Here is a 20,696-nt window from a genome sequence, read left to right on the forward strand (position 1 = left end):
TGTTGCAGATGGCACAGCTTATCTTTGATGAAGAAAAGGTCACATCCGTGATTGACCGAATTGTGAAACGGACATTTCAAATGGATTTTGCATGGGATTGGCCGGGCGGCGTCGCATTTTATGGCGTGGCAGAGGCGTATGAAGCGACGGAAAACGAGGAATATATTAACCTGTTAAAAACGTGGGTGGATGATCAGCTTGAGGATGGGCTGCCGCCGCTTTCGATCAACGGGGTTTCCATCGGGCATACGCTTTTGTTCCTCCACAAGGTGACGGGTGATCACGTGTATTTGGAAACGGCCGGCGAGATGGCGGAATATGTGCTGCATAAAGCGCCGCGCTTCGGCGAGGGCATCCTTCAGCATACGGTTAATTCGACGGAATACGTGTTTCCTGAGCAAGCATGGGCGGACACGCTGATGATGGCAGGGCTGTTTATGCTGAGAATCGGGCGGGTGATGGAGCGTGAGGATTATTTTGAAGACGGTCTGCGCCAGTTCCACGGACATGAAGATGTGCTTCAAGATCCTGTCACAAATTTGTACTATCACGCCTGGGACAACAAAGCGCAAAATCATCTGTCGGGGATTTATTGGGGCAGGGCGAACGGCTGGGCGGCACTCACGATGGCGAAGGCGCTTCCGCTCATTGAGGTGACGCATCCTTCTTTTATGATCATTGACGGCTCGCTCAGAGACCAGCTGAGCGCGCTCGTCCGGCTGCAGGATGAATCAGGGCTCTGGCACACCATTTTGGATGATCCGGATTCGTATCTCGAGGTTTCGGCTTCGGCGGGTATTGCATCTGCTCTTTTGCCGAACGGAAAGCTGTATACAAAATACGCGCAGAAATCGCTTGCCGCCATTTTGGATGCGGTGGAAGAGGACGGACGGGTCAGCAAGGTATCGGCCGGAACAGCCGTCATGAAAAATGCCGAAGGATACAAACAGGTGCCTTACAAACGAATACAAGGATGGGGACAGGGACTTGCGCTGACTTTTCTTGCTGATGTGCTAAGAACGAAAAAACGCGTGTATCAGTAAAGCGGCGGCGGGGGGAAAGGGATGAAAAAACAGCCTCAACAGAAGGAACAGGTTTCACGCTGGAAGGGAACGTATTTCAAAAGAAACTTTGTCTTTATTTTGCTGATTGCCTGTATTCCCGGATTGCTGACTGGCGGCGCTATCTATTTTCTTTCGATCGACAAGGTGGAGAAGGAACTGCAGAGGTCGCATGAAACACAGGTGGCGCGTGAAGTCAGCCGGATGGATGAAAAGCTGGGAGTGCTGGAGCTGACTCTCACCCAGATGGCGTACGATTCTTCGCTGATGAATGGATTGGCAGAGAAGGATTTGGAGAAAGATTATACGTTCTCCTATCAATTAACGAAAAAGCTGTTTCTTTTACGGGACCAGCAGCCGCTGATCGAGCAGGCTTCCATCTTTCTGAACAGCCCCCGGCCTCTTGTGCTGAGCCCTGAATACAGCGCTTTGACAGAACAGGAGACGCTTCGCAAGTATCGCTCGCTGCTTGCCTCGGACAACAGTATTTATTGGAACCGATCCGGAAATCAAGCGATGCTGATCCAGCTCATTCCGGGTTCGGCGGAGAAACCGTTCGGCGCGATCATGCTGGCGGTTGATCCGTTAGAAATGGAGTCGATCCTGCAAAGCTTGTCCCCTTATCCTGAGGGCAGTGCGCTGCTTCTGGACCAAAATCGGGAAGTGCTTTTTCAGGAAGGAGAAAAGGATTTAGAAAAGACTTTAATTGAAGAGATAAAAAAACAGCCGGACGAGAAAGGGCATTTTCAGATGGAATGGGGCGGCACGTTGTATTCCGTCTCCTTTGGAGAAATGAACCGCATGCATCAGCAGTGGACCTTTGTGTCAGCGGCGCCTCTTTCAGCCATTACAGCGCCGATGGTGTTTTTATCAAAAGTGATCATCGTCATGCTTGGCATTTGCATCGGCTTAGCGGTGTGCATGACGTGGTACGCAGCAAAAAAAATCTATCGCCCCATTCAGCATTTGCTTGGCTTGTTTACCGGGGGAGAGAAGAAAACATGGCAGGTGTCCGGGCAGGATGAATTCAAGTGGATTGAAAAGCGATGGCATGACCTATCCCTTGAAAGCCGGAAGCTTCAAGAGCAGCTCCTGCGGCAGACGCCCCATATGAAAAAGAGTTTTTTGCAGCACCTCTTGCAGGGCGATTTTTACTATGACAACGAGGCAAGTCTCAGATCACGGATGGAGGAGGCTGGATGGAACATCGAAGAAAATGTGTTTCAGGTGCTTGATCTTCAGGTGACAGGGCTCCGCTGCGAAACAAGCATCTTCCGCGCCGGTGATGAACAGCTCGCTGTATTTACCCTGACCAATCTGGCCGAGGAGCTTGCGGAAAAACACTGTTTTCAGCCCTCCATTCTTGATATCGGCCGGCTTTCCGTCACCGTGCTTGTGATGAAAACAAACAGAGCTGATCTGAAGGCGTACGTAACGGAGCTGGCTCACCAATTTGACGAAGTCACCGGATTACACCTGACCGGGACGATGAGCAGGAAGACGGAGCTCGTCACGGAAATCCGTTCTTTATATCAGGATGTGAAAAGCGGCAAATCCCACAGGCGGTTTGCCAACCGGCATCAGGTGATTGATTTACAGGCCGGCTTCCCTCAGGATGAGCAGTCCGCCCCTTATTACCCTTTTGAGCTGGAAAAACAAATTGTTCGGGCCATCCGGCTGGAAAGAAAACAGGAAGCCGAGGACCTGATACGTGTCTGCATGGAGGAACTGGCGGAAAAGGCGGGCATAGACAGACATGTGCACTCCGCCCTGATTCAAGTGTTTTCCCGCATTCAGGAGGATATTCTGCATTCCGGGCTCAATCCGAGCGAACTGTTTCAGCATCGGGATCTGCTTCTGGAGATTTCAGAATTGCGCGAACCCGGTGAAGCGGCGGCCTGGCTGATGGCTGTCGTTACACCATACCTTTCCAAGCTTGAGGGCAGAAAAAACAGACAGGAAAAGCAGCTGGCGGAACGTGTGATGGCCATGATTCATGAACAGTATATGGCGGATCTTTCGCTGGAAAGCTGTGCCGATGCGCTTGGCATGAATTCATACACGTTAAGCAAGGCATTTAAGCAAGTAACCGGCATTAATTTTATTGATTATGTGACCCAAATCAGAATTGAAAAGGCGAAAGAGCTGCTGGTGAATACGAATAAGAAAATTCTTGACGTGTCAGAAGAAGTCGGCTACCGCCACAATTACTTTAACCGGATTTTTAAAAAACAGGTCGGCGTGCCGCCGGGTGTCTTCAGGCAAATGTATCAGGAAACGCCGTGAAAGGAGAGGACATGTGATGGAAAAACCGATTCAAGTGTTTTTAGCGGGTGATTCCACCGTGAGTGACTGCCCGCCTCATGAAGCGCCGATGGCGGGGTGGGGGCAGGTATTCGGGCAATTGTTTTCCGAAGATGTAAAGGTGCGCAATCACGCCAAAGGAGGGGCGAGCACCAATTCTTTTGTGGAGGAAGGAAGACTTCAGGCGATTGCCGAGCGCATCACACAGGGCGATTATTTGTTTATTCAATTCGGCCACAATGACCAGAAACCGCGGGGGACGCAGCCGTACTCTACGTTTCAGCAATTTCTCACCCTGTTTGTAGATACGGCACGTGAAAAGGGAGCGCATCCTGTGTTCGTCACATCAGTGCAGCGCCGCCGCTTTGATGAAAACGGGCGGATCGAGCATACGCTTGGCGAATATCCTGATGCGATGAAAGCACTGGCAAAGGAGCTTGCTGTGCCCGTGATCGATCTGCTGGCGAAAACAAAGGTGCTGTATGAAGCATACGGGCCGGAGGAGTCGAAGCGATTGTTCGTTTGGCTTCAGCCGAATGAACATTCGAATTATCCGGAAGGCATTGCGGACAATACGCATTTTTCGGAAGAAGGGGCAATGGAGGTTGCGAAGCTTGTGGCAGAAGGCATTGAGGAACTCTGCCTTCCGCTGAAGGACCATCTCGTGAGCCGGGAGGGAAAAGAAGATGTATAAGGAAGGTGCGTGCCTGTACCGTAACCCGCTCCGGTCAGCAAGCGATGTGAAGGACTGGCGGATGGAGGGAGGCGGACAGATTTCATTTGACGATCATCGCTTGCACCTGTCGCATTTTCAGGACGAAGCACACTTTGTCTATTGGTGCCCGGAAACCTTTCCGGACGGCATCATTGTGACGTGGGACTTCTCGCCGATTGAGCAGCCTGGACTGTGTATGCTGTTTTTTTCCGCCGCGGGGATTGGAGGCGAGGATTTGTTTGATCCAAGTCTCAAGAAAAGAACGGGAAAGTACCCCGAATATCATTCAGGAGACATCAACGCGCTCCACCTGTCGTATTTCCGCAGAAAATACGCGGAAGAAAGAGCGTTCCGCACCTGCAATTTAAGAAAAAGCCGCGGTTTCCACCTCGCCGCGATGGGAGCTGACCCGCTGCCTTCTCCAGACGACGCTGATTCTCCGTATCAGATGAAGCTCATCAAAGACAAAGGCTATGTGCACTTTTCAATCAATGATCTGCCCATTCTTGAGTGGACGGACGACGGCAGCGCACATGGGCCTGTGTTAACAAAAGGGAAAATCGGGCTCCGGCAGATGGCGCCCATGAAAGCCGCTTATCGAAATTTTGCGGTGCATCAAGCGGTGAGAAGATGAAGACGACGGTAACGGATGCGCTTTACGCAGGATGCGAAGCGGTGGTGAAAATCGCGTGGCTCAACGGGCTGTGGCTGTTGTTTACGCTTTTGGGCGGCGTTCTTTTTGGCTGGGCGCCGAGTACAGCCGCGATGTGTGCCGTCATACGGAAATGGCTGATGGGGCAAAAGGATGTCCCGGTGTTTCCGTTATTTCTCGATACCTACAAAAAAGAATTTCTCAAGGTCAATGCGATCGGATTGGCGTTTGCGGCTCTTTTGCTCATATTATCCGCGAACTATCATTATTTTTATGCCAGTACGGATTGGCTGTCCTTTGCCGTAACAAGCTGCACTTTGCTTGCTGGGTTTTTGTATATCATCGCGCTGCTGTATGTGTTTCCCCTTTATGTGCACTACCAGCTCCCGCTTCGTAAATATATTCCGCAAGCGCTGCTGTATGGCGCCATGCGGCCGCTGACGACCTGCTGTATGCTGATCGGGTGCGGATTTGTCTTTTATTTGCTGTATAGGCTCCCTGGCCTGATTCCTTTTTACGGCCCTTGTTTATTTGGGCTTGTGTCGATGTTTTTTGCTTTCAGGGGGTTTCAAAAGACGGAAGCCCAGCACCGTCAAGCCGGGTAACAAAAAAATGACAATCTCGCAAAAATGTGCAGTGTCTGAAAAAGGCAGATGCAAAAAAGTGTAATTGAAGACCGCTCACAAAGCGCATAAAATCCAATTTAAGTAAGCGCTTACAAATGAATGAAAAGGAGCTGTCTGATGAATACACGAAGGAAACGCATGTTTACCGCTGTAACGTTGCTGGTCTTGTTGGTGATGGGGGCCTCTGTATGTCCTGTGAAAGCTGAAGGGGCAGCGCGGCAGATGGAAGGGCTGAACCGGGGGCTTGTGGCAGTCAAGACGGACGGCGGCATTTTTGTCAGCTGGCGGTTTCTTGGCACTGAAAATGCATCTGTTTCGTTCAATGTGTACAGAGACGGGCAAAAGCTGAATGACGCACCTGTCAAGACCACGAACTATGTGGATAAAAACGGATCGGCGGGCTCAACTTATACGATTCGGGCTATCGTAAACGGAACCGAACAGGCGGCTTCTGAAAAAGCCTCCGTATGGGCGCAGCCGTATCATTCCGTCCCGCTGGATAAACCGGCTGGCGGTTTGACGCCAAAGGGTGAAGCTTACACGTACAGCGCCAATGACGCCAGTGTTGGCGATGTGGATGGCGACGGGCAATACGAGCTGATCCTGAAATGGGACCCGTCTAATTCAAAGGACAACTCACAGGATGGCTATACGGGTGACGTGCTGATTGACGCGTATAAACTGGATGGAACGAAGTTATGGCGGATTAATCTCGGCAAAAACATCAGAGCGGGAGCGCACTACACCCAGTTTATGGTGTATGACCTTGATGGTGACGGAAAAGCGGAAGTGGCGATGAAAACGGCTGACGGGACAAAAGACGGCACGGGCAAAGTGATTGGAAATGCCAATGCTGATTACAGAAATGAACAGGGGCGTGTGCTTTCAGGCCCTGAATATCTCACTGTGTTTCAAGGTGCAACCGGGAAAGAGCTTGTCACAACAAATTTTGAACCGGCCCGCGGCAATGTGTCGGATTGGGGAGACAGCTACGGCAACCGGGTTGACCGTTTTCTAGCTGGGATTGCCTACCTCGACGGACAGCGGCCGAGTCTGATTATGACTAGAGGGTATTATGCCAAGTCCATGATTGTTGCCTATAACTTCAGAGGCGGTAAGCTTTCAAAACTGTGGACATTTGATTCCTCACAGCCGGGAAATGAAGCGTTTGCCGGACAGGGGAATCACAGCCTGAGCATTGCGGATGTTGACGGAGACGGTAAGGATGAAATCATCTTCGGCTCAATGGCTGTAGATCATGACGGCAAAGGCATATATTCGACTGGCTTGGGCCACGGGGATGCCCTCCATACTGGGGATCTTGATCCAAGCCGGCCGGGTCTTGAGGTATTTCAAGTTCATGAAGACAAAAACGCAAAATACGGTTTATCCTTCCGTGATGCGGCAACCGGAAAAATCCTTTGGGGCGTTCATGCAGGCAAGGATGTAGGCCGGGGCATGGCTGCTGATATTGACCCGCGTTATCCGGGACAGGAAGTGTGGGCGAACGGTTCTCTTTACACAGCGAAAGGGGTCAAAATCGGAAGCAGTGTTCCGTCCTCGACCAACTTCGGCATTTGGTGGGACGGCGACTTGCTGCGGGAACAGCTGGACAGCAACCGAATCGATAAGTGGGATTATCAAAACGGCGTATCGAAAAATGTGCTGACTGCATCAGGCGCAGCCTCCAACAATGGCACAAAAGCAACACCGGCGCTGCAGGCTGATCTGCTCGGTGACTGGCGTGAGGAAGTTGTGTGGCGAACGGAGGACAGCAGTGCGCTGCGCATTTACACGACGACCATTCCGACTGAGCACAGGCTGTACACGCTGATGCATGATCCTGTGTACCGGCTTGGCATCACCTGGCAAAATGTCGCGTATAACCAGCCTCCGCACACAAGCTTTTTTTTAGGGGACGGCATGGCGGAACAGCCAAAACCGAATATGTATACGCCTTAACAGAAAGGGGGAAGGAACGGGCTGCGCGCAGCCCGTTCCCATTAAAATGAAACCAAAAAAGAGGCAGATGGAATACTTGACAAGGGGTTTGATTGCGGTCAAGACGGAGCAGGGCGTGTTTGTCAGCTGGCGTTTTCTCGGAACGGATCATGAGACGACGGCTTTTCACCTTTATCGGGACGGAACGCGGATCACCCGCAAGCCTATCGCTGACAGCACCAATTTTCTCGATCAAAACGGAACGGCGGAGTCTGTTTATCAGGTGGCGGCCGTCAATAAAGGACGGGAAGAAAAGCGTTCCAAAGAAGCTCCAGTCTGGATGGAAAATGTCCTAGAGGTTCCGCTTAACAAACCGGAAGGCGGTGTGACGCCGGACGGAAAGCCGTACACCTACAGCGCCAATGATGCCAGTGTCGGGGATGTGGACGGGGATGGAGAATATGAAATCATTTTGAAGTGGGACCCGTCCAATTCCAAAGACAACGCCCATGACGGATATACCGGGGATGTTCTCATAGATGCCTATAAACTGGACGGCACCTTTTTGTGGCGCATCGACCTCGGCAGAAACATTAGAGCGGGCGCGCATTATACCCAGTTTATGGTCTATGACCTGGACGGTGATGGAAAAGCAGAAATCGCCATGAAAACAGCCGACGGCACAACAGACGGGAAAGGAAACGTCATTGGCGATGAACATGCCGATTTTAGGAACGAACAGGGCAGAATCCTGTCCGGTCCGGAATATTTGACGGTGTTTAAAGGAGAAACCGGTGAAGCGATCACGACCGTGGAATATGAACCGCCCCGCGGCAAGCTGGAAGATTGGGGAGACGGGTACGGCAACCGGATGGACCGTTTTCTCGCCGGAATCGCTTATTTGGACGGGGAGCGGCCGAGCCTCGTGATGGCGCGCGGCTACTATACGAGAGCGGTGCTCGCAGCATACGATTTCAGAAACGGAAGGCTGAAAAAACGCTGGATATTTGACTCCAATCAGCCGGGCCATGAAGCGTACGCAGGGCAGGGGAACCACAGCTTGAGTGTGGCGGACGTCGACGGAGACGGAAAGGATGAAATCATTTACGGCGCCATGGCGGTTGATCATGACGGCACAGGCCTGTACACAACGGGGCTTGGACACGGAGACGCGATGCATGTAGGGGATCTGGATCCGTCCCGAAAAGGGCTTGAAGTGTTTCAGGTGCATGAGGATGCCTCGAAGCCGTACGGACTGTCGCTGCGTGATGCCGGAACCGGCGAGATTTTGTGGGGCGTTCATGCTGGGACAGATGTCGGCAGAGGCATGGCGGCCCATATTGATCCAAACTACAAAGGATCGCTCGTCTGGGGAATTGATCCGCCGGGCAATGACGGAATGTCATATGGGCTTTTTACGAGCAAAGGAGAAAAAATCAGCGACAAAGCGCCCGCCTCAGCCAATTTTGCCATCTGGTGGGACGGCGACTTGGTCAGGGAACTGCTCGATCATGACTGGGACGGAACAATCGGCAAGCCGAAGATTGAAAAATGGGATGCTGAAAACCGCTGTCTGAAAACAATTTTTCAGCCGGCCGGCGTGCTGTCCAACAACGGGACAAAAGGAAACCCTGTTCTTCAGGCCAACCTGTTCGGAGATTGGCGGGAAGAAGTGATATGGAGAACGGAGGACAGCAGCGCGCTCCGCATCTATACAACGACACATCTCACCGGCCACCGGTTGTACACGCTCATGCATGACCCGGTTTACCGGCTCGGCATCGCCTGGCAGAATACCGCCTACAACCAGCCGCCACACACGGGCTTTTATCTTGGAACGGAGATGAAAAAACCGCCGAAGCCCGCCCTGTACACAGCGGGAAGCAAAACGGAGACGCGGCTATAGGAGGAACGTATCGTATACAAAGCAAAAGCTGGTCGCTTTGAAAGGATGGCGTAGGGGCAGGTTCAGGCGTTGCACGCACCGGTTTTCTGACCATGATCGAAATCATATTAAAACAAAAAAAACGAGGGGGAATGAGAAAATGGCAAATCATATCTATCTTGCCGGCGATTCGACGGTTCAAAGGTATGGAGACAGCACCAATCAAGGGGGCTGGGGGCAGTTTCTCGGCTCACATCTGCCGGAGCATATTCAAGTGACCAACAGAGCGATCGGGGGAAGAAGCTCAAAAACATTTGTGGAAGAGGGCAGGCTTCAGGCGATCCTTGATGTGATCGAGCCGGATGACTGGCTGTTTGTGCAGATGGGCCATAATGACGCGTCGAAAAACAAGCCGGAGCGCTACACCGATCCTTATACCACCTATAAACAATATTTAAAGCAGTATATCGCAGGAGCGCGGGAAAAAGGCGCCCATCCGCTTCTCGTTACCCCTGTGGCCCGCTTTCATTACGAAAACGGCGTGTTTTTGAACGACTTTCCTGATTATTGCATTGCCATGAAGCAGACGGCTGCTGAGGAGAATGTCCAGCTCATTGATCTGATGGCCAAAAGCCTCGCTTTCTTTACCGAGAAGGGCGAGGAAAAAGTGTACACCTATTTTATGGTGTCAGAAGGAATTAACGATTACACGCACTTTACAAAAAAAGGCGCAAATGAAATGGCGAAACTTGTGGCAAAAGGCATAAAGGAGCTCGGCCTGCCACTGACAGAATCGATCATCAAAGAAGGGTGAAAAATGTGAGGAGAAAACTGTATCACGGTGCTTGCTATTATCCGGAATTATGGGATGAAGAGACGATCCGGCAGGACATTGACATCATGCGTGAAGTTGGCGTGAATGTTGTGCGGATCGGCGAATTTGCCTGGTCCGTCATGGAGCCGGAAGAAGGAAAAATTGACGTCAGTTTTTTCAAAGAGATCATCACCCGGTTGTATGATAACGGAATTGAAACGATCATGTGCACCCCGACGCCTACACCGCCGATTTGGCTGTCGCACGGCCGGCCGGAGCGTATGCATGTAAACGAAAAAAGGGAGGTCATGGGGCACGGCTCCCGTCAGCATGCTTGTACGAACAACCCGTATTTCCGAAAAAAAGCCGCCATCATCACCACAAGCATCGCCAAGGAGCTTGGCGAGCTCCCGGGACTGATCAGCTGGCAGCTGGACAATGAGTTTAAATGCCATGTCGCAGAATGTATGTGTGAGACGTGCTTGCGTTTATGGCATGACTGGCTCAGAAACCGTTACGGCGTGATTGAGCGGTTAAACGAAGCGTGGGGAACAGAAGTGTGGAGCGAAACGTACCAGACGTTTGAGCAAGTGCCGCAGCCGGGGCCGGCCCCATTTCTGCATCACGCCTCCTTGCGCACAATGTATCAGCTGTTTTCGATGGAGATGATCGCTTTATTTGCGGATGAACAGGCCAAAATGATCCGCTGCTATTCGGATGCGCCGATCACGCATAACGGCTCTGTCATGTTCAGCGTGGACAATGAGCGGATCTTTCGGAATCTCGATTTTGCCTCCTATGATACGTACGCTTCGCAGGAAAACGCCTCCGCCTTTTTATTGAACTGTGATTTGTGGAGGAATTTGAAACAAGGGCGCCCGTTTTGGATTTTGGAAACGAGTCCGTCGTATGCTGCCTCGCTTGAAAGCTCCGCTTTTCCGCATGCCGACGGATATTTACAGGCCGAAGCCGTATCTTCCTACGCCTTAGGAAGCGAGGGTTTTTGCTATTGGCTGTGGCGCCAGCAGCGTTCAGGCAGCGAGATTTCACACGGTTCGGTTCTGAGTGCTTGGGGTGAACCGACCGTTGGTTATCAGAACGTGTTGGCAGTCGAGCGGGCTAGACAGGAAATCGAACCGGTTATTTTATCGACTGTGCCCGTTCAAGCCGAGGCGGCGATGACGTACTCCGACAGGGCAAAAGCATTTATCAAAACTGAGCCTCACCGGGGACTTCAGCACCGTTCGCTTGTGACGCACTTTTATGAACGCCTTCTTAACACGGGGATTCACCGTGACCTCATTCCGGAAGGCGTTCCGCTGGACGGCTACCGCCTGCTGTTTACGCCATTTGTGCCGTATCTGTCTTCCGAATTTATCAACAAAGCTTCGGCATTCGCTGAAGCGGGAGGCATCTGGATCGCCGGGCCGCTGACAGGCGGGCGCACAAGTGAGCATACGATTCATACGGATTGCGGGCTTGGAGAACTTGAGAAAACAGCCGGGATCAAAACGCTATATACCTTTCCAATGAACGAGAACGTGAATACAGGAAAAGCGTTTGGCATCACTGCGCCGCTCGGGCTGTGGAGCGCGGTGTTTGATACAGAGAGCGGAAACACGCTTGGCACGGTTGAATCAGGACCGGGAGCAGGCCATGCGTTTCTGACAGAACGGAAACACGGCAAAGGGAAAATCGTCATGCTTGGATCGCTTCCATCCGGTCAAGAAGGGGATGCGATGCTGGAAGCGCTCGTCAGGCATTACGCGGCGGAAGCAGCCATCTCCGTTCGGTCGGATGTGACACCCGGCACGATCGTTGCCCCGCGCAAAGGCGATCACGGCCTTGTGTGGATCATCGTCAATATGGATGGAAAAGGAGGAAGCGTGACATTGCCTGAAGCGGGAACGGATCTGTTGACGAACCGTTCGGCGAAAGCGGGGAGGCTGGCGATCGGACCGCATGAATACCGTGTGATTCAGTTTGACAATCACAGCTGATTCTTTGCATCGAATCAGCTTTTTTCTATGGAGGGAGGGAACTGATGAAAAAGATCAAATGGTTATCAAAACAGCCGAAGGTGACAAGCGGTGTAACATGGGGCGTGCCATGGAAAAAAGGAGAATTGGAAAAAGATGACCCTCTGGCGCTTGTGAATGAAAAGGCGGAAAGCCAATTTGTGCAAAGCGAACCGTCGGCCTATTGGCCGGACGGGAGCATCAAGTGGACGAAGCACGCGGCGGTGTTCGGCGGACAGGAACATCAAAGCTTTACAGTGCAAAAAGGAGAAGGCCCGGAGCCGGACGAAATGCTCAGCATCAATGAGTCAGAGCATGACATCCAAGTCGATACAGGAACGCTCGTCTGTACCATTCATAAAACAGGCTCGGATCTCATTCAATCATTGCAGATCAACGGAAAGCCGATCGCCGCAGGCGGGAGGCTCGTTGCCATAAGAGAAACGAGACGGGAGTCGGCGGCGGAAACGGTTCTTTTTCAGGAAACGTCTGTCAGCCTCATCAAACGTGCGGTGCTTGAGAAGCAAGGCCCTGTCAAAGCGGTGATCAAAATAGAGGGTGTGCATATCCTTCAAAAAACAAATGAGGAATGGCTGCCGTTTGTGGTCAGATTGACATTTTATGCCGGGCTTTCTGAGATCGGCATCGTGCACACGCAGCTGATCGACAGGAATGGCAAACAAGAATTCATTAAAGGGCTCGGCATCGTGTTTGATCTTTTTCTGGAAGGGGAGCCGTACAACCGCCATTTCCGTTTTGCGGGAGAGAAAGGGATGTACAAAGAACCCGCCCAGCTGTTTGGCACACGTAAATTCAATGAACGGTACCCGCTTTATCAAAAGCAAATCAATGGCGAAACGCTGTTACCAAGTGAAGAGCATAAAGAATGGTTTGCTCACGGCACACAGAACGCGGTTTGGAATGATGTCAAAATTGTTCAGGATTCCAGCGATCATTACAGCCTGTCAAAACGGACCAGAAAAGACTATGCGTGGGTCGGCATGCTGCATGGCAGCCGGGCGAAGGGGCTCTTCTATGCGGGCGGCGAAAATGGCGGCATGGCTCTCGGCCTGCGGTATTTTTTTGAAAAATATCCGTCAGCACTGGAAATCAAAGGTCTCGCCAGCGGCCATCCAAAAATGACCGTCTGGCTTTGGCCCCCGGACGGAGAAGCGATGGATTTACGGCATTATACAGGAAACACCCATGTGGCCAACGCGTATGAAGGCTTTGATGAAATGCGTTCTGACCCGACCGGCATTGCCAACACAAATGAAATCAGCCTGTCGTGTTTTTCGCGCATGCCGTCTGAGGATGCCCTCAATGCGCTCGCTGACAAATGGCAGGCGCCGCCGCTGCTTGTATGCGAGCCGGACGTCTATTACGAGTCAAAAGCGCTAGGGGTTTGGAGTGTCATCGACACCTCCCATCCGCTCAAAAAAGAACTGGAAGAACAGCTCGACGCTGCCTTTCGATTTTACAAAAAGGAAGTAGAACAGCGCAGGTGGTACGGGTTTTGGCATTATGGCGATGTCATGCATACGTATGATCCGATCCGGCATATGTGGCGCTATGATCTCGGCGGATACGCATGGCAAAACAATGAGCTCGTTCCGACCTTATGGCTGTGGCAGGCGTTTTTCCGCTCAGGCAGTGAGGATATCTACCGCATGGCAGAAGCCATGACCCGCCACACGAGCGAAACGGACAGCTTTCACCTCGGTGAATACGCTGGTCTTGGCTCACGGCATAACGTTGTGCATTGGGGATGCGGCTGCAAGGAAGCGAGGATCAGCATGGCCGGGCTTTATAAATTCTATTATTATCTGACAGGAGATGAGCGGACGGGAGATTTGTTGACAGAAGTGAAGGACGCCGATTACGCCCTCGTCAAAACCGATCCGATGCGCGCTTTTTACGAGAAAGGCAAGCATCCGACCCACGCCAGAACGGGACCTGACTGGGCGGCGTTTTGCTCAAACTGGCTGGCGGAATGGGAGCGAACCGGGAATCCAGATTATCTCAAGAAGATCCAAACGGGCATCAGCTGTCTGAAGCGGCTGCCGCTCCGCTTATTATCTGGCCCGACATTTAAATATGATCCGGCGACCTCGATGCTTCATCATATGGGCGACGGCATAGCGGGCGGATATCATATGATCATTGCCTTCGGCGCGCCGCAAGTGTGGATGGAGCTGGCTGAGCTTCTTGATGACCGGGAATGGGAGGAAATGCTGAGTGAATTCGGCGAATTTTACACACTCAGTGATGAAGAAAAACGGAAACGAAGCGGCGGCGCGCTTCATGATGGGCATTTTCACTGGCCGATGTTCGCCGCTGCCATGACAGCCTATGCCGCGAGAAACAAACAGGATCAGAATCTCGCCGCCAAAGCGTGGAATCTTTTGCTTGATGATAAGCTGAGCCATACGCCGCTTCCGATCAAACCAGAGTGCATTGAGACATGGACGCAGCTGGAGGAGCTCCCGTGGGTGACAACCAACACCGTCTCTCAATGGTGTTTAAACGTCATAGCGGCGCTGGAACTGCTTGGAGATTCCCTTCCCGCAAAAAAAGATACATTAGGCAAAAAAGGATAACAGCCGGAATTTCATAGGAGAAATGATGCAAAAAATGAAGATTGCAAGTATTTATGTAAGCGCTTTATATTAAGAAGGGCAAAGGGGAATTGCAAAATGAAAAAAAGGGGGACTTACGCATCATGAAAAATAGAATGCGAAAAAAATGGCTGGCCTTGCCGCTCGCTGCCATGATGATCGCCGGATGCAGCAATTCGGAAACATCCAGTTCAGCAGGCGGTACGAAAGACACGATTAAAATTATGGCGCCGCTCTTATCACCGGAAAGCCCGAGTGAAAAGAGCCCTTCATTAAAAGCGCTCGAAAAATACACAGGCAAAGATATTAAGGTCACATGGGTGCCTGATTCATCCTACAACGACAAGTTCAACATCGTCATGGCCTCCGGAGAGATGCCTCATGCGATTGTGATTAAAGATAAGTCAGCCGGCTTTATCAAGTCTGTCAAAGCAGGGGCATTTTGGGAGCTGTCTCCTTATTTAAAAGACTACAAGAATTTAAGCCAGGCAGATGAAAAGATTTTGAAGAACAGCTCTGTGAACGGCGAGGTGTACGGAATCTACAGAACGAGGGACCTGATCAGAGCGTGTATGATCATCAGAACCGACTGGCTTGAAAATGTCGGTCTGGATATGCCGGAAACGATTGATGATTTCTATGAAGTGCTGAAAGCCTTTAAGGAAAAAGATCCCGACGGAAACGGCAAGGATGATACGTACGGTATGGTCGTGCCGAAATGGATGGGGCTCGGCAACGGAAGCCCGTGGGATGTTCTGCAAATCTGGTTCGGCGCACCGAACCGCTACGGCGTTGAAAATGGAAAGCTCACTCCTGATTTTACAACGAAGGAGTACATGGATGCGCTCAAGTTTTTTAAAAAGCTTTATGATGAGGGCTTGATCAATAAGGACTTTGCGGTCATGGATTCAGCGAAGTGGAATGATCCGGTTGTGAAAGGAAAAGCGGGTGTCATCGTTGATACCGGCTCCAGAGCGTCTCAAATCCAAAGCGCGATGGAGGAGGCGGATGAGTCGAACAAGGATGTGATTGACATCGTCGGCTCGCTTGAGGGGCCGAATGGCAAGCGCACCTTCCCGACATCCGGCTATTCAGGGATGATCACGATACCAAAATCAAGCGTCAAAACCGAAAAAGAGCTGAAAGAGGTGCTGTCCTTCCTGGATAAAATGAATGATAAGGAAGCGCAGATTCTCACGAACAACGGAGTGGAAGGCCGCAATTATGAGCTCAAGGACGGCGTATTCACCTCGCTTGAAAAAAACAACAAATCCCTTCTTTATGAGCATGAAGGCTTGGCGCAGTTCAGCATGTCGATTCCGAAAAGCGAGTATTACATCGAAGACCAGAAAACAAAGCTCTTCCAGCATCGCAAGGACATCATAACCGAAGGAGAAAAAATAGCCGTCTTTAACCCGGCTGAGTCGCTTGTATCTGATGTCTATACCCAAAAAGGAGCCCAGCTTGACAACATCATTCTCGACGCGAGAACGCAATTTATCATCGGAGAAATTGATGAAAAAGGGTTCGGGGATGCGGTGGAGCTTTGGAAAAAAAGCGGCGGCAATGAACTGATGAAGGACTTGAACAAATTGTATCAATCGACAAAATAAACCGATGCGCCTGCCGTTCGGCGGGCGCGCCGGTATCACGGAAGGAGAACAGATATGGAAACTGTGCCGAAGAAGGGAGACGCACCTGTTCTCACTGCTGGAAAAGGCATCAGCTGGATGGCTGCGCTCAAACGGGACAAATGGCTTTATCTTCTGCTTATTCCCGGCCTGCTTTATTTTTTGATATTCAAATACCTGCCGATGTGGGGCGTGCTGATCGCATTTAAAGACTATTCGCCTTATCTCGGCTTCTGGAAAAGCGAATGGGTCGGCTTTGATTATTTCAAAGACTTTTTTATGAATCCGGATTTTTTCCGGCTGCTGCGCAACACCCTCATGCTGGCGAGCCTGGACCTTTTGTTTGCTTTTCCCGCGCCTCTCATTTTGGCCTTGCTTTTGAATGAGGTGAGGAAGGCCGTGTATAAAAGGTGCATCCAAACTTTTATTTACGTGCCCCATTTTGTGTCATGGACAATTGTGGTCAGCATCACCTTTGTTTTCTTTACTGTCGATACAGGTGTGATCAACAAATTGATCATGAGCCTGACAGGTGAGCAGATTTCCTTCTTATCGGATGCGGACTGGTTCCGGCCGATGATTGTGATGCAAAGCATCTGGAAGGAGACAGGCTGGGGTACGATTTTATTTCTGGCCGCGCTGGCGACGGTTGATCAGGAGCAGTATGAAGCCGCCATTATGGACGGAGCGGGCCGGTTCAGAAGAATGTGGCATATTACGCTACCGGCGATCAGAAGCACCATTATCGTTCTGTTAATTTTAAGAATCGGCAGCTTTTTGAATCTCGGTTTTGAACAGGTGTATTTGATGACGAACTCGCTCAACCGGAGCGTGGCTGACATTTTTGACACGTATGTGTACATGATGGGGATTACCCAAGGCGCGTACAGCTACAGCACGGCTGTCGGTTTGTTTAAATCGGTTGTCGGGATTATCTTGATTTTCGGCGCCAATTACATTGCGAAAAAGTTTGATCAGGAAGGATTGTTTTAGAGGAGGGAGAGGTATGGCTGACATTCACACGATGCACAACACAAAAGCCGGACGGGTGTTTGACGTCTGCAACTTTCTGTTTCTCGGCGGAGTCGGCGCGATTACCATTTTGCCGTTTTTGTATATTATCGCCGGTTCCTTTGCGACAGAAGCGGAACTCGCCCAGCGCAGCTTCTTTATTTTCCCGAAAACCTTTACACTTGATGCTTACAAGTATGTGTTTTCGACACCGACGTTCATCCGAAGCATGGGCGTCTCCATTTTCATCACCGTGGTCGGGACGGCTGTGCAGCTGTTTTTCACCTTTACGATGGCGTATCCGCTGGCGAAGCGGCATGTGAAGGGACGGAATCTGCTGTTGAACCTGGTCATCTTCTCTATGCTATTTTCCGGCGGCATGATCCCGACGTACCTTGTCGTGAAATCACTTGGCCTTTTGGATACGTATTGGGCATTGATTCTGCCGATGGCGATTAATCCGTTCAACCTTATTATTATTAAAAACTTCTTTCAGCAGCTGCCGCGCGAGCTGGAGGAATCGGCAAAAATGGACGGCTGTTCAGAAATCGGCGTTTTTTGGCGGATCGCCCTGCCGCTGTCAAAGCCGGTTATTGCGACTTTTGCGCTGTTTTATGCGGTCGGGATTTGGAATGATTTCTTCCACGTCCTCTTATATATCAATGACAGTGCAAAATGGCCGCTGCAAATGGTGCTTCGCCAAGTCACGATCTTATCGGATTTAACGGCGACCAATGGTGATACGATGCAAAATACCGTTCCGCCGGAGCAGGGAATTAAACTCGCGGTCATTGTCATTGCGACGCTGCCGATTTTGGCGGTCTATCCATTTTTACAAAAACACTTTGCGAAGGGAATGCTGATCGGTTCGGTGAAAGGCTGAGGAAGGGAGTGTTTCCTATTAGTACGTTAGATCAGATTAAAATCGCCTATATCGGCGGGGGATCCCAAGGCTGGGCCCGAAGCCTGATGAGTGATCTGTCGATTGAAGAACGGATGTCAGGCACGGTGGCGCTTTATGACCTTGATTTTGAAGCGGCTCAGAAAAATGAAGTGATCGGCAATCACAGTGAAGACGGCAGATGGAGGTACGAAGCGGTTTCTACTTTGAAAAAGGCGTTATCGGGAGCGGATATCGTCATGATTTCGATTTTGCCGGGTTCACTGAATGATATGGAAATCGATGTCCACTTGCCTGAGCGCTGCGGCATTGATCAGTCTGTCGGAGATACTGTCGGGCCGGGCGGGATTATCAGAGGCTTGCGGGCTGTTCCGATGTTTGCGGAAATTGCCCGGGCAATAAGAGACTACGCGCCAGAATCATGGGTCATAAATTATACAAACCCGATGTCTGTCTGTACAAGAGTGCTGTATAAAGTGTTTCCCGGCATCAAAGCGATTGGTTGCTGCCACGAGGTATTTGGCACGCAAAAGCTGCTGGCGGAAATGGTCAAAGAAAGGCTCGGAGTAGAGGTGCTGCGGCGTGAAGATATCCGCGTCAATGTCCTGGGCATTAACCATTTCACATGGATCACGGAAGCCTCTTACCGCCATATTGACCTGCTGCCTGTATTCCATGAATTCAGCGCGCATTATGGGGAATCAGGATATGAGCTGGAGGGGGAAAGCTGGAGGGACAGCGTCTTTCGTTCGGCGCACCGTGTGGCGTTTGATTTATTTGATACGTATGGCGCCATCCCCGCTGCGGGAGACAGGCACCTGGCGGAATTTCTTCCCGGCCCTTACCTCAAACAGCCTGAGTCATGGAAATTTCATCTCACACCTGTATCATTCAGAAAACAAGACAGAGAGGAGAAACGAGAAGAATCAGAACGATTGATCGCGCAAAAACGGGGCGTTAACGGGAAGGCCTCGGGAGAAGAAGGGGTGAACATCGTAGCGGCTCTTCTCGGATTGGGTGAACTTGTCACAAATGTAAATGCGCCGAATCAAGGCCAAGTTTCCAATCTTCCTTTACAGGCGATTGTCGAAACGAACGCCTTGATTACCCGCAACAGCGTCCAGCCGATTTTCTCTGGAGCGCTGCCAAAAGGTGTGGAAATGCTGGCGGCTAGGCATGTATCTAATCAGGAGGCGGTGGCGGAAGCCGGTTTAACACAGGATCGCGCGCTCGCTTTCCAGGCCTTCCTCAATGATCCGCTTGTCACGATTGACCGCAGTGATGCAGAAAAGCTTTTTGATGACATGCTGGCAAAGCACCAAATAATGTGAAAAACGGCAGCCGGCGAACGGGCTGCTTTTTTTATCGAAATCAGCAGTTCCGGTTTAGAAAGATGGCACTTGACTATAATGGTAGTAGCTTTTAAGAAGTAGGTGCTATCAACAGTGGGAGATTATTTAGATGTAGCAATAGAATTAGTTTGCGGTCTCGGTATTTTATTTGTCATCTTGAAGTTTCTTGGGAAAACCCAATTCTCTCAACTCACCCCGTTTGACTTTATTTCCGCTTTAATTTTAGGGGAACTGGTCGGAAATGCCGTCTATGATCATGAAATCAAGATTAAAGAAATTATTTTTGCTTCACTCCTATGGGGCTTTCTTATCTTTTTAATTGAATTGATTACACAAAAACTAAAAGGAACCAGAAAGTTTCTGGAAGGCGAACCGAATATTGTGATTCATAAAGGAAAAGTGAAATACAAGATGCTGAAGAAAAACAAGCTCGATATTAACCAGCTGCAAAGCCTTCTGAGGCAGGAAGGCTGTTTTTCGATTCAGGAAGTGGAATATGCGATTCTGGAAACAAACGGAATGATCAGTGTACTCCCGAAAGCCGATTTCGGTAAACCGACCAGAAAAGATATGAACCTTCCGATAAAAGAAGTGTCTTTGCCGATTACGTTAATTCTTGATGGGGAGATTGTGTATGATAACCTGGCGGAAGCAGGCGTGGATGAACAATGGCTGAAGCAATCGCTGCAAAAGCAAGGAGTTGAAAAGGCTGAGGACGTCCTATACGCGGAGTGGCAAGCCGACCAGCCGCTTTATGTCACCACATATAGAGAAGGCAGTTCGTCATGACCGTAAAAAAGAGCTTGCAGCTCGTGCAAGCTCTTTTCATTATTCATGAGTCCCTTGTTTAACAGCTCTTACATGATACATGCTCACTTCAGTGCTGATCAGATAATCAGGCTTTGGTTTGCCCTTGTTCGCTTTATGGCCGGCGATATGCGCATCGCTTTTTTCCCATTGCTTCCAGTGATCCTCAGATTCCCAGCGAATCATGACAACAACTTCCTCATCACCGCGGCGGACGTTTTTCTCAAGCACTGTTACATCAATTATACCTTCTTGTTTTTCAATGATTCCTTCAGCACTGAAACGTTCGATTACTTTGTCTGCATGGCCTTCTTTTACCGTCATTTTTCTCAACTGAACAAACATCTGTCTCTCTCCAAT

The 20,696-nt window shown here is 50.6% G+C and carries 16 protein-coding genes; 15 read left to right on the forward strand and 1 reads right to left on the reverse strand.

Translation table 11 applies throughout. The features are described from left to right. The first annotated feature begins 8 nt into the window (after positions 1–8). The 15 genes from yesR (at position 9) to ACY3LV_RS14300 (ending at position 20,318) form a co-directional block, all read left to right on the forward strand. Positions 9–1,043, forward strand: a complete 1,035-nt coding sequence (gene yesR, locus ACY3LV_RS14230) for a rhamnogalacturonyl hydrolase YesR (RefSeq protein ID WP_333561823.1) — start codon at positions 9–11, stop codon at positions 1,041–1,043. A gap of 21 nt (positions 1,044–1,064) precedes the next feature. Beyond that, positions 1,065–3,347 (forward strand): helix-turn-helix domain-containing protein, encoded by a 2,283-nt coding sequence (locus ACY3LV_RS14235; protein ID WP_464864013.1) that lies wholly within the window; start codon positions 1,065–1,067, stop codon positions 3,345–3,347. A 13-nt stretch (positions 3,348–3,360) separates the two neighbouring features. Then, positions 3,361–4,059, forward strand: a complete 699-nt coding sequence (locus ACY3LV_RS14240) for a rhamnogalacturonan acetylesterase (protein ID WP_464864014.1) — start codon at positions 3,361–3,363, stop codon at positions 4,057–4,059. After that, positions 4,052–4,714: a YesU family protein gene (locus ACY3LV_RS14245; protein WP_464864015.1), complete on the forward strand. Its 663-nt coding sequence runs from the start codon at positions 4,052–4,054 to the stop codon at positions 4,712–4,714. Before ACY3LV_RS14240 ends, ACY3LV_RS14245 begins: the two co-directional genes overlap by 8 nt. Further along, positions 4,711–5,337, forward strand: coding sequence for a YesL family protein (locus tag ACY3LV_RS14250; protein WP_148963549.1), 627 nt, complete (start codon positions 4,711–4,713; stop codon positions 5,335–5,337). The genes ACY3LV_RS14245 and ACY3LV_RS14250 overlap by 4 nt, the downstream gene beginning before the upstream one ends. 138 nt (positions 5,338–5,475) lie before the next feature. Next, complete coding sequence (gene rhgW / locus ACY3LV_RS14255) at positions 5,476–7,320, forward strand: rhamnogalacturonan lyase (protein ID WP_464864016.1); 1,845 nt, start codon at positions 5,476–5,478, stop codon at positions 7,318–7,320. Between the two features lie 46 nt (positions 7,321–7,366). Then, positions 7,367–9,205, forward strand: a complete 1,839-nt coding sequence (locus ACY3LV_RS14260) for a rhamnogalacturonan lyase (RefSeq protein WP_464864017.1) — start codon at positions 7,367–7,369, stop codon at positions 9,203–9,205. Between the two features lie 139 nt (positions 9,206–9,344). Next, positions 9,345–9,998, forward strand: a complete 654-nt coding sequence (locus ACY3LV_RS14265; RefSeq protein WP_464864018.1) for a rhamnogalacturonan acetylesterase — start codon at positions 9,345–9,347, stop codon at positions 9,996–9,998. 5 nt (positions 9,999–10,003) lie between these two features. Beyond that, the gene (locus ACY3LV_RS14270; RefSeq protein ID WP_333561830.1) at positions 10,004–11,998 is read left to right on the forward strand and encodes a beta-galactosidase; all 1,995 of its coding nucleotides are present in this window, start codon (positions 10,004–10,006) and stop codon (positions 11,996–11,998) included. Positions 11,999–12,042: 44 nt separating this feature from the next. Continuing rightward, positions 12,043–14,616, forward strand: a complete 2,574-nt coding sequence (locus ACY3LV_RS14275) for an exo-rhamnogalacturonan lyase family protein (RefSeq protein ID WP_333561831.1) — start codon at positions 12,043–12,045, stop codon at positions 14,614–14,616. Positions 14,617–14,738: 122 nt separating this feature from the next. After that, positions 14,739–16,247 (forward strand): extracellular solute-binding protein, encoded by a 1,509-nt coding sequence (locus tag ACY3LV_RS14280; RefSeq protein WP_464864019.1) that lies wholly within the window; start codon positions 14,739–14,741, stop codon positions 16,245–16,247. A gap of 54 nt (positions 16,248–16,301) precedes the next feature. Further along, on the forward strand, positions 16,302–17,258 hold the full coding sequence (locus ACY3LV_RS14285; protein ID WP_014479122.1) for an ABC transporter permease: 957 nt from the start codon (positions 16,302–16,304) through the stop codon (positions 17,256–17,258). A 13-nt stretch (positions 17,259–17,271) separates the two neighbouring features. Continuing rightward, positions 17,272–18,159: a carbohydrate ABC transporter permease gene (locus tag ACY3LV_RS14290; RefSeq protein WP_464864020.1), complete on the forward strand. Its 888-nt coding sequence runs from the start codon at positions 17,272–17,274 to the stop codon at positions 18,157–18,159. 8 nt (positions 18,160–18,167) lie between these two features. Continuing rightward, positions 18,168–19,508 carry an alpha-galacturonidase LplD gene (lplD, locus tag ACY3LV_RS14295; protein ID WP_333561834.1) on the forward strand — a complete coding sequence of 447 codons (1,341 nt, stop codon included), beginning with the start codon at positions 18,168–18,170 and terminating at the stop codon, positions 19,506–19,508. Between the two features lie 114 nt (positions 19,509–19,622). Further along, positions 19,623–20,318, forward strand: coding sequence for a DUF421 domain-containing protein (locus ACY3LV_RS14300; protein WP_333561835.1), 696 nt, complete (start codon positions 19,623–19,625; stop codon positions 20,316–20,318). A gap of 39 nt (positions 20,319–20,357) precedes the next feature. Here ACY3LV_RS14300 and hmoA read toward each other — a convergent pair whose 3' ends face one another. After that, the gene (gene hmoA / locus ACY3LV_RS14305) at positions 20,358–20,681 is read right to left on the reverse strand and encodes a heme-degrading oxygenase HmoA (RefSeq protein ID WP_148963560.1); all 324 of its coding nucleotides are present in this window, start codon (positions 20,679–20,681) and stop codon (positions 20,358–20,360) included. Between the last annotated feature and the right edge of the window lie 15 nt (positions 20,682–20,696).

This window comes from Bacillus sp. 11C (assembly GCF_055486375.1).

Bases quoted from the DNA above. Each gene is read 5' to 3' on its own strand.
- yesR (WP_333561823.1), top strand. From the start codon at position 9: ATGGCACAGCTTATCTTTGATGAAGAAAAGGTCACATCCGTGATTGAC.
- ACY3LV_RS14235 (WP_464864013.1), top strand. From the start codon at position 1,065: ATGAAAAAACAGCCTCAACAGAAGGAACAGGTTTCACGCTGGAAGGGA.
- ACY3LV_RS14245 (WP_464864015.1), top strand. From the start codon at position 4,052: ATGTATAAGGAAGGTGCGTGCCTGTACCGTAACCCGCTCCGGTCAGCA.
- ACY3LV_RS14250 (WP_148963549.1), top strand. From the start codon at position 4,711: ATGAAGACGACGGTAACGGATGCGCTTTACGCAGGATGCGAAGCGGTG.
- rhgW (WP_464864016.1), top strand. From the start codon at position 5,476: ATGAATACACGAAGGAAACGCATGTTTACCGCTGTAACGTTGCTGGTC.
- ACY3LV_RS14260 (WP_464864017.1), top strand. From the start codon at position 7,367: ATGAAACCAAAAAAGAGGCAGATGGAATACTTGACAAGGGGTTTGATT.
- ACY3LV_RS14265 (WP_464864018.1), top strand. From the start codon at position 9,345: ATGGCAAATCATATCTATCTTGCCGGCGATTCGACGGTTCAAAGGTAT.
- ACY3LV_RS14275 (WP_333561831.1), top strand. From the start codon at position 12,043: ATGAAAAAGATCAAATGGTTATCAAAACAGCCGAAGGTGACAAGCGGT.
- ACY3LV_RS14280 (WP_464864019.1), top strand. From the start codon at position 14,739: ATGAAAAATAGAATGCGAAAAAAATGGCTGGCCTTGCCGCTCGCTGCC.
- ACY3LV_RS14285 (WP_014479122.1), top strand. From the start codon at position 16,302: ATGGAAACTGTGCCGAAGAAGGGAGACGCACCTGTTCTCACTGCTGGA.
- ACY3LV_RS14290 (WP_464864020.1), top strand. From the start codon at position 17,272: ATGGCTGACATTCACACGATGCACAACACAAAAGCCGGACGGGTGTTT.
- hmoA (WP_148963560.1), bottom strand. From the start codon at position 20,681: ATGTTTGTTCAGTTGAGAAAAATGACGGTAAAAGAAGGCCATGCAGAC.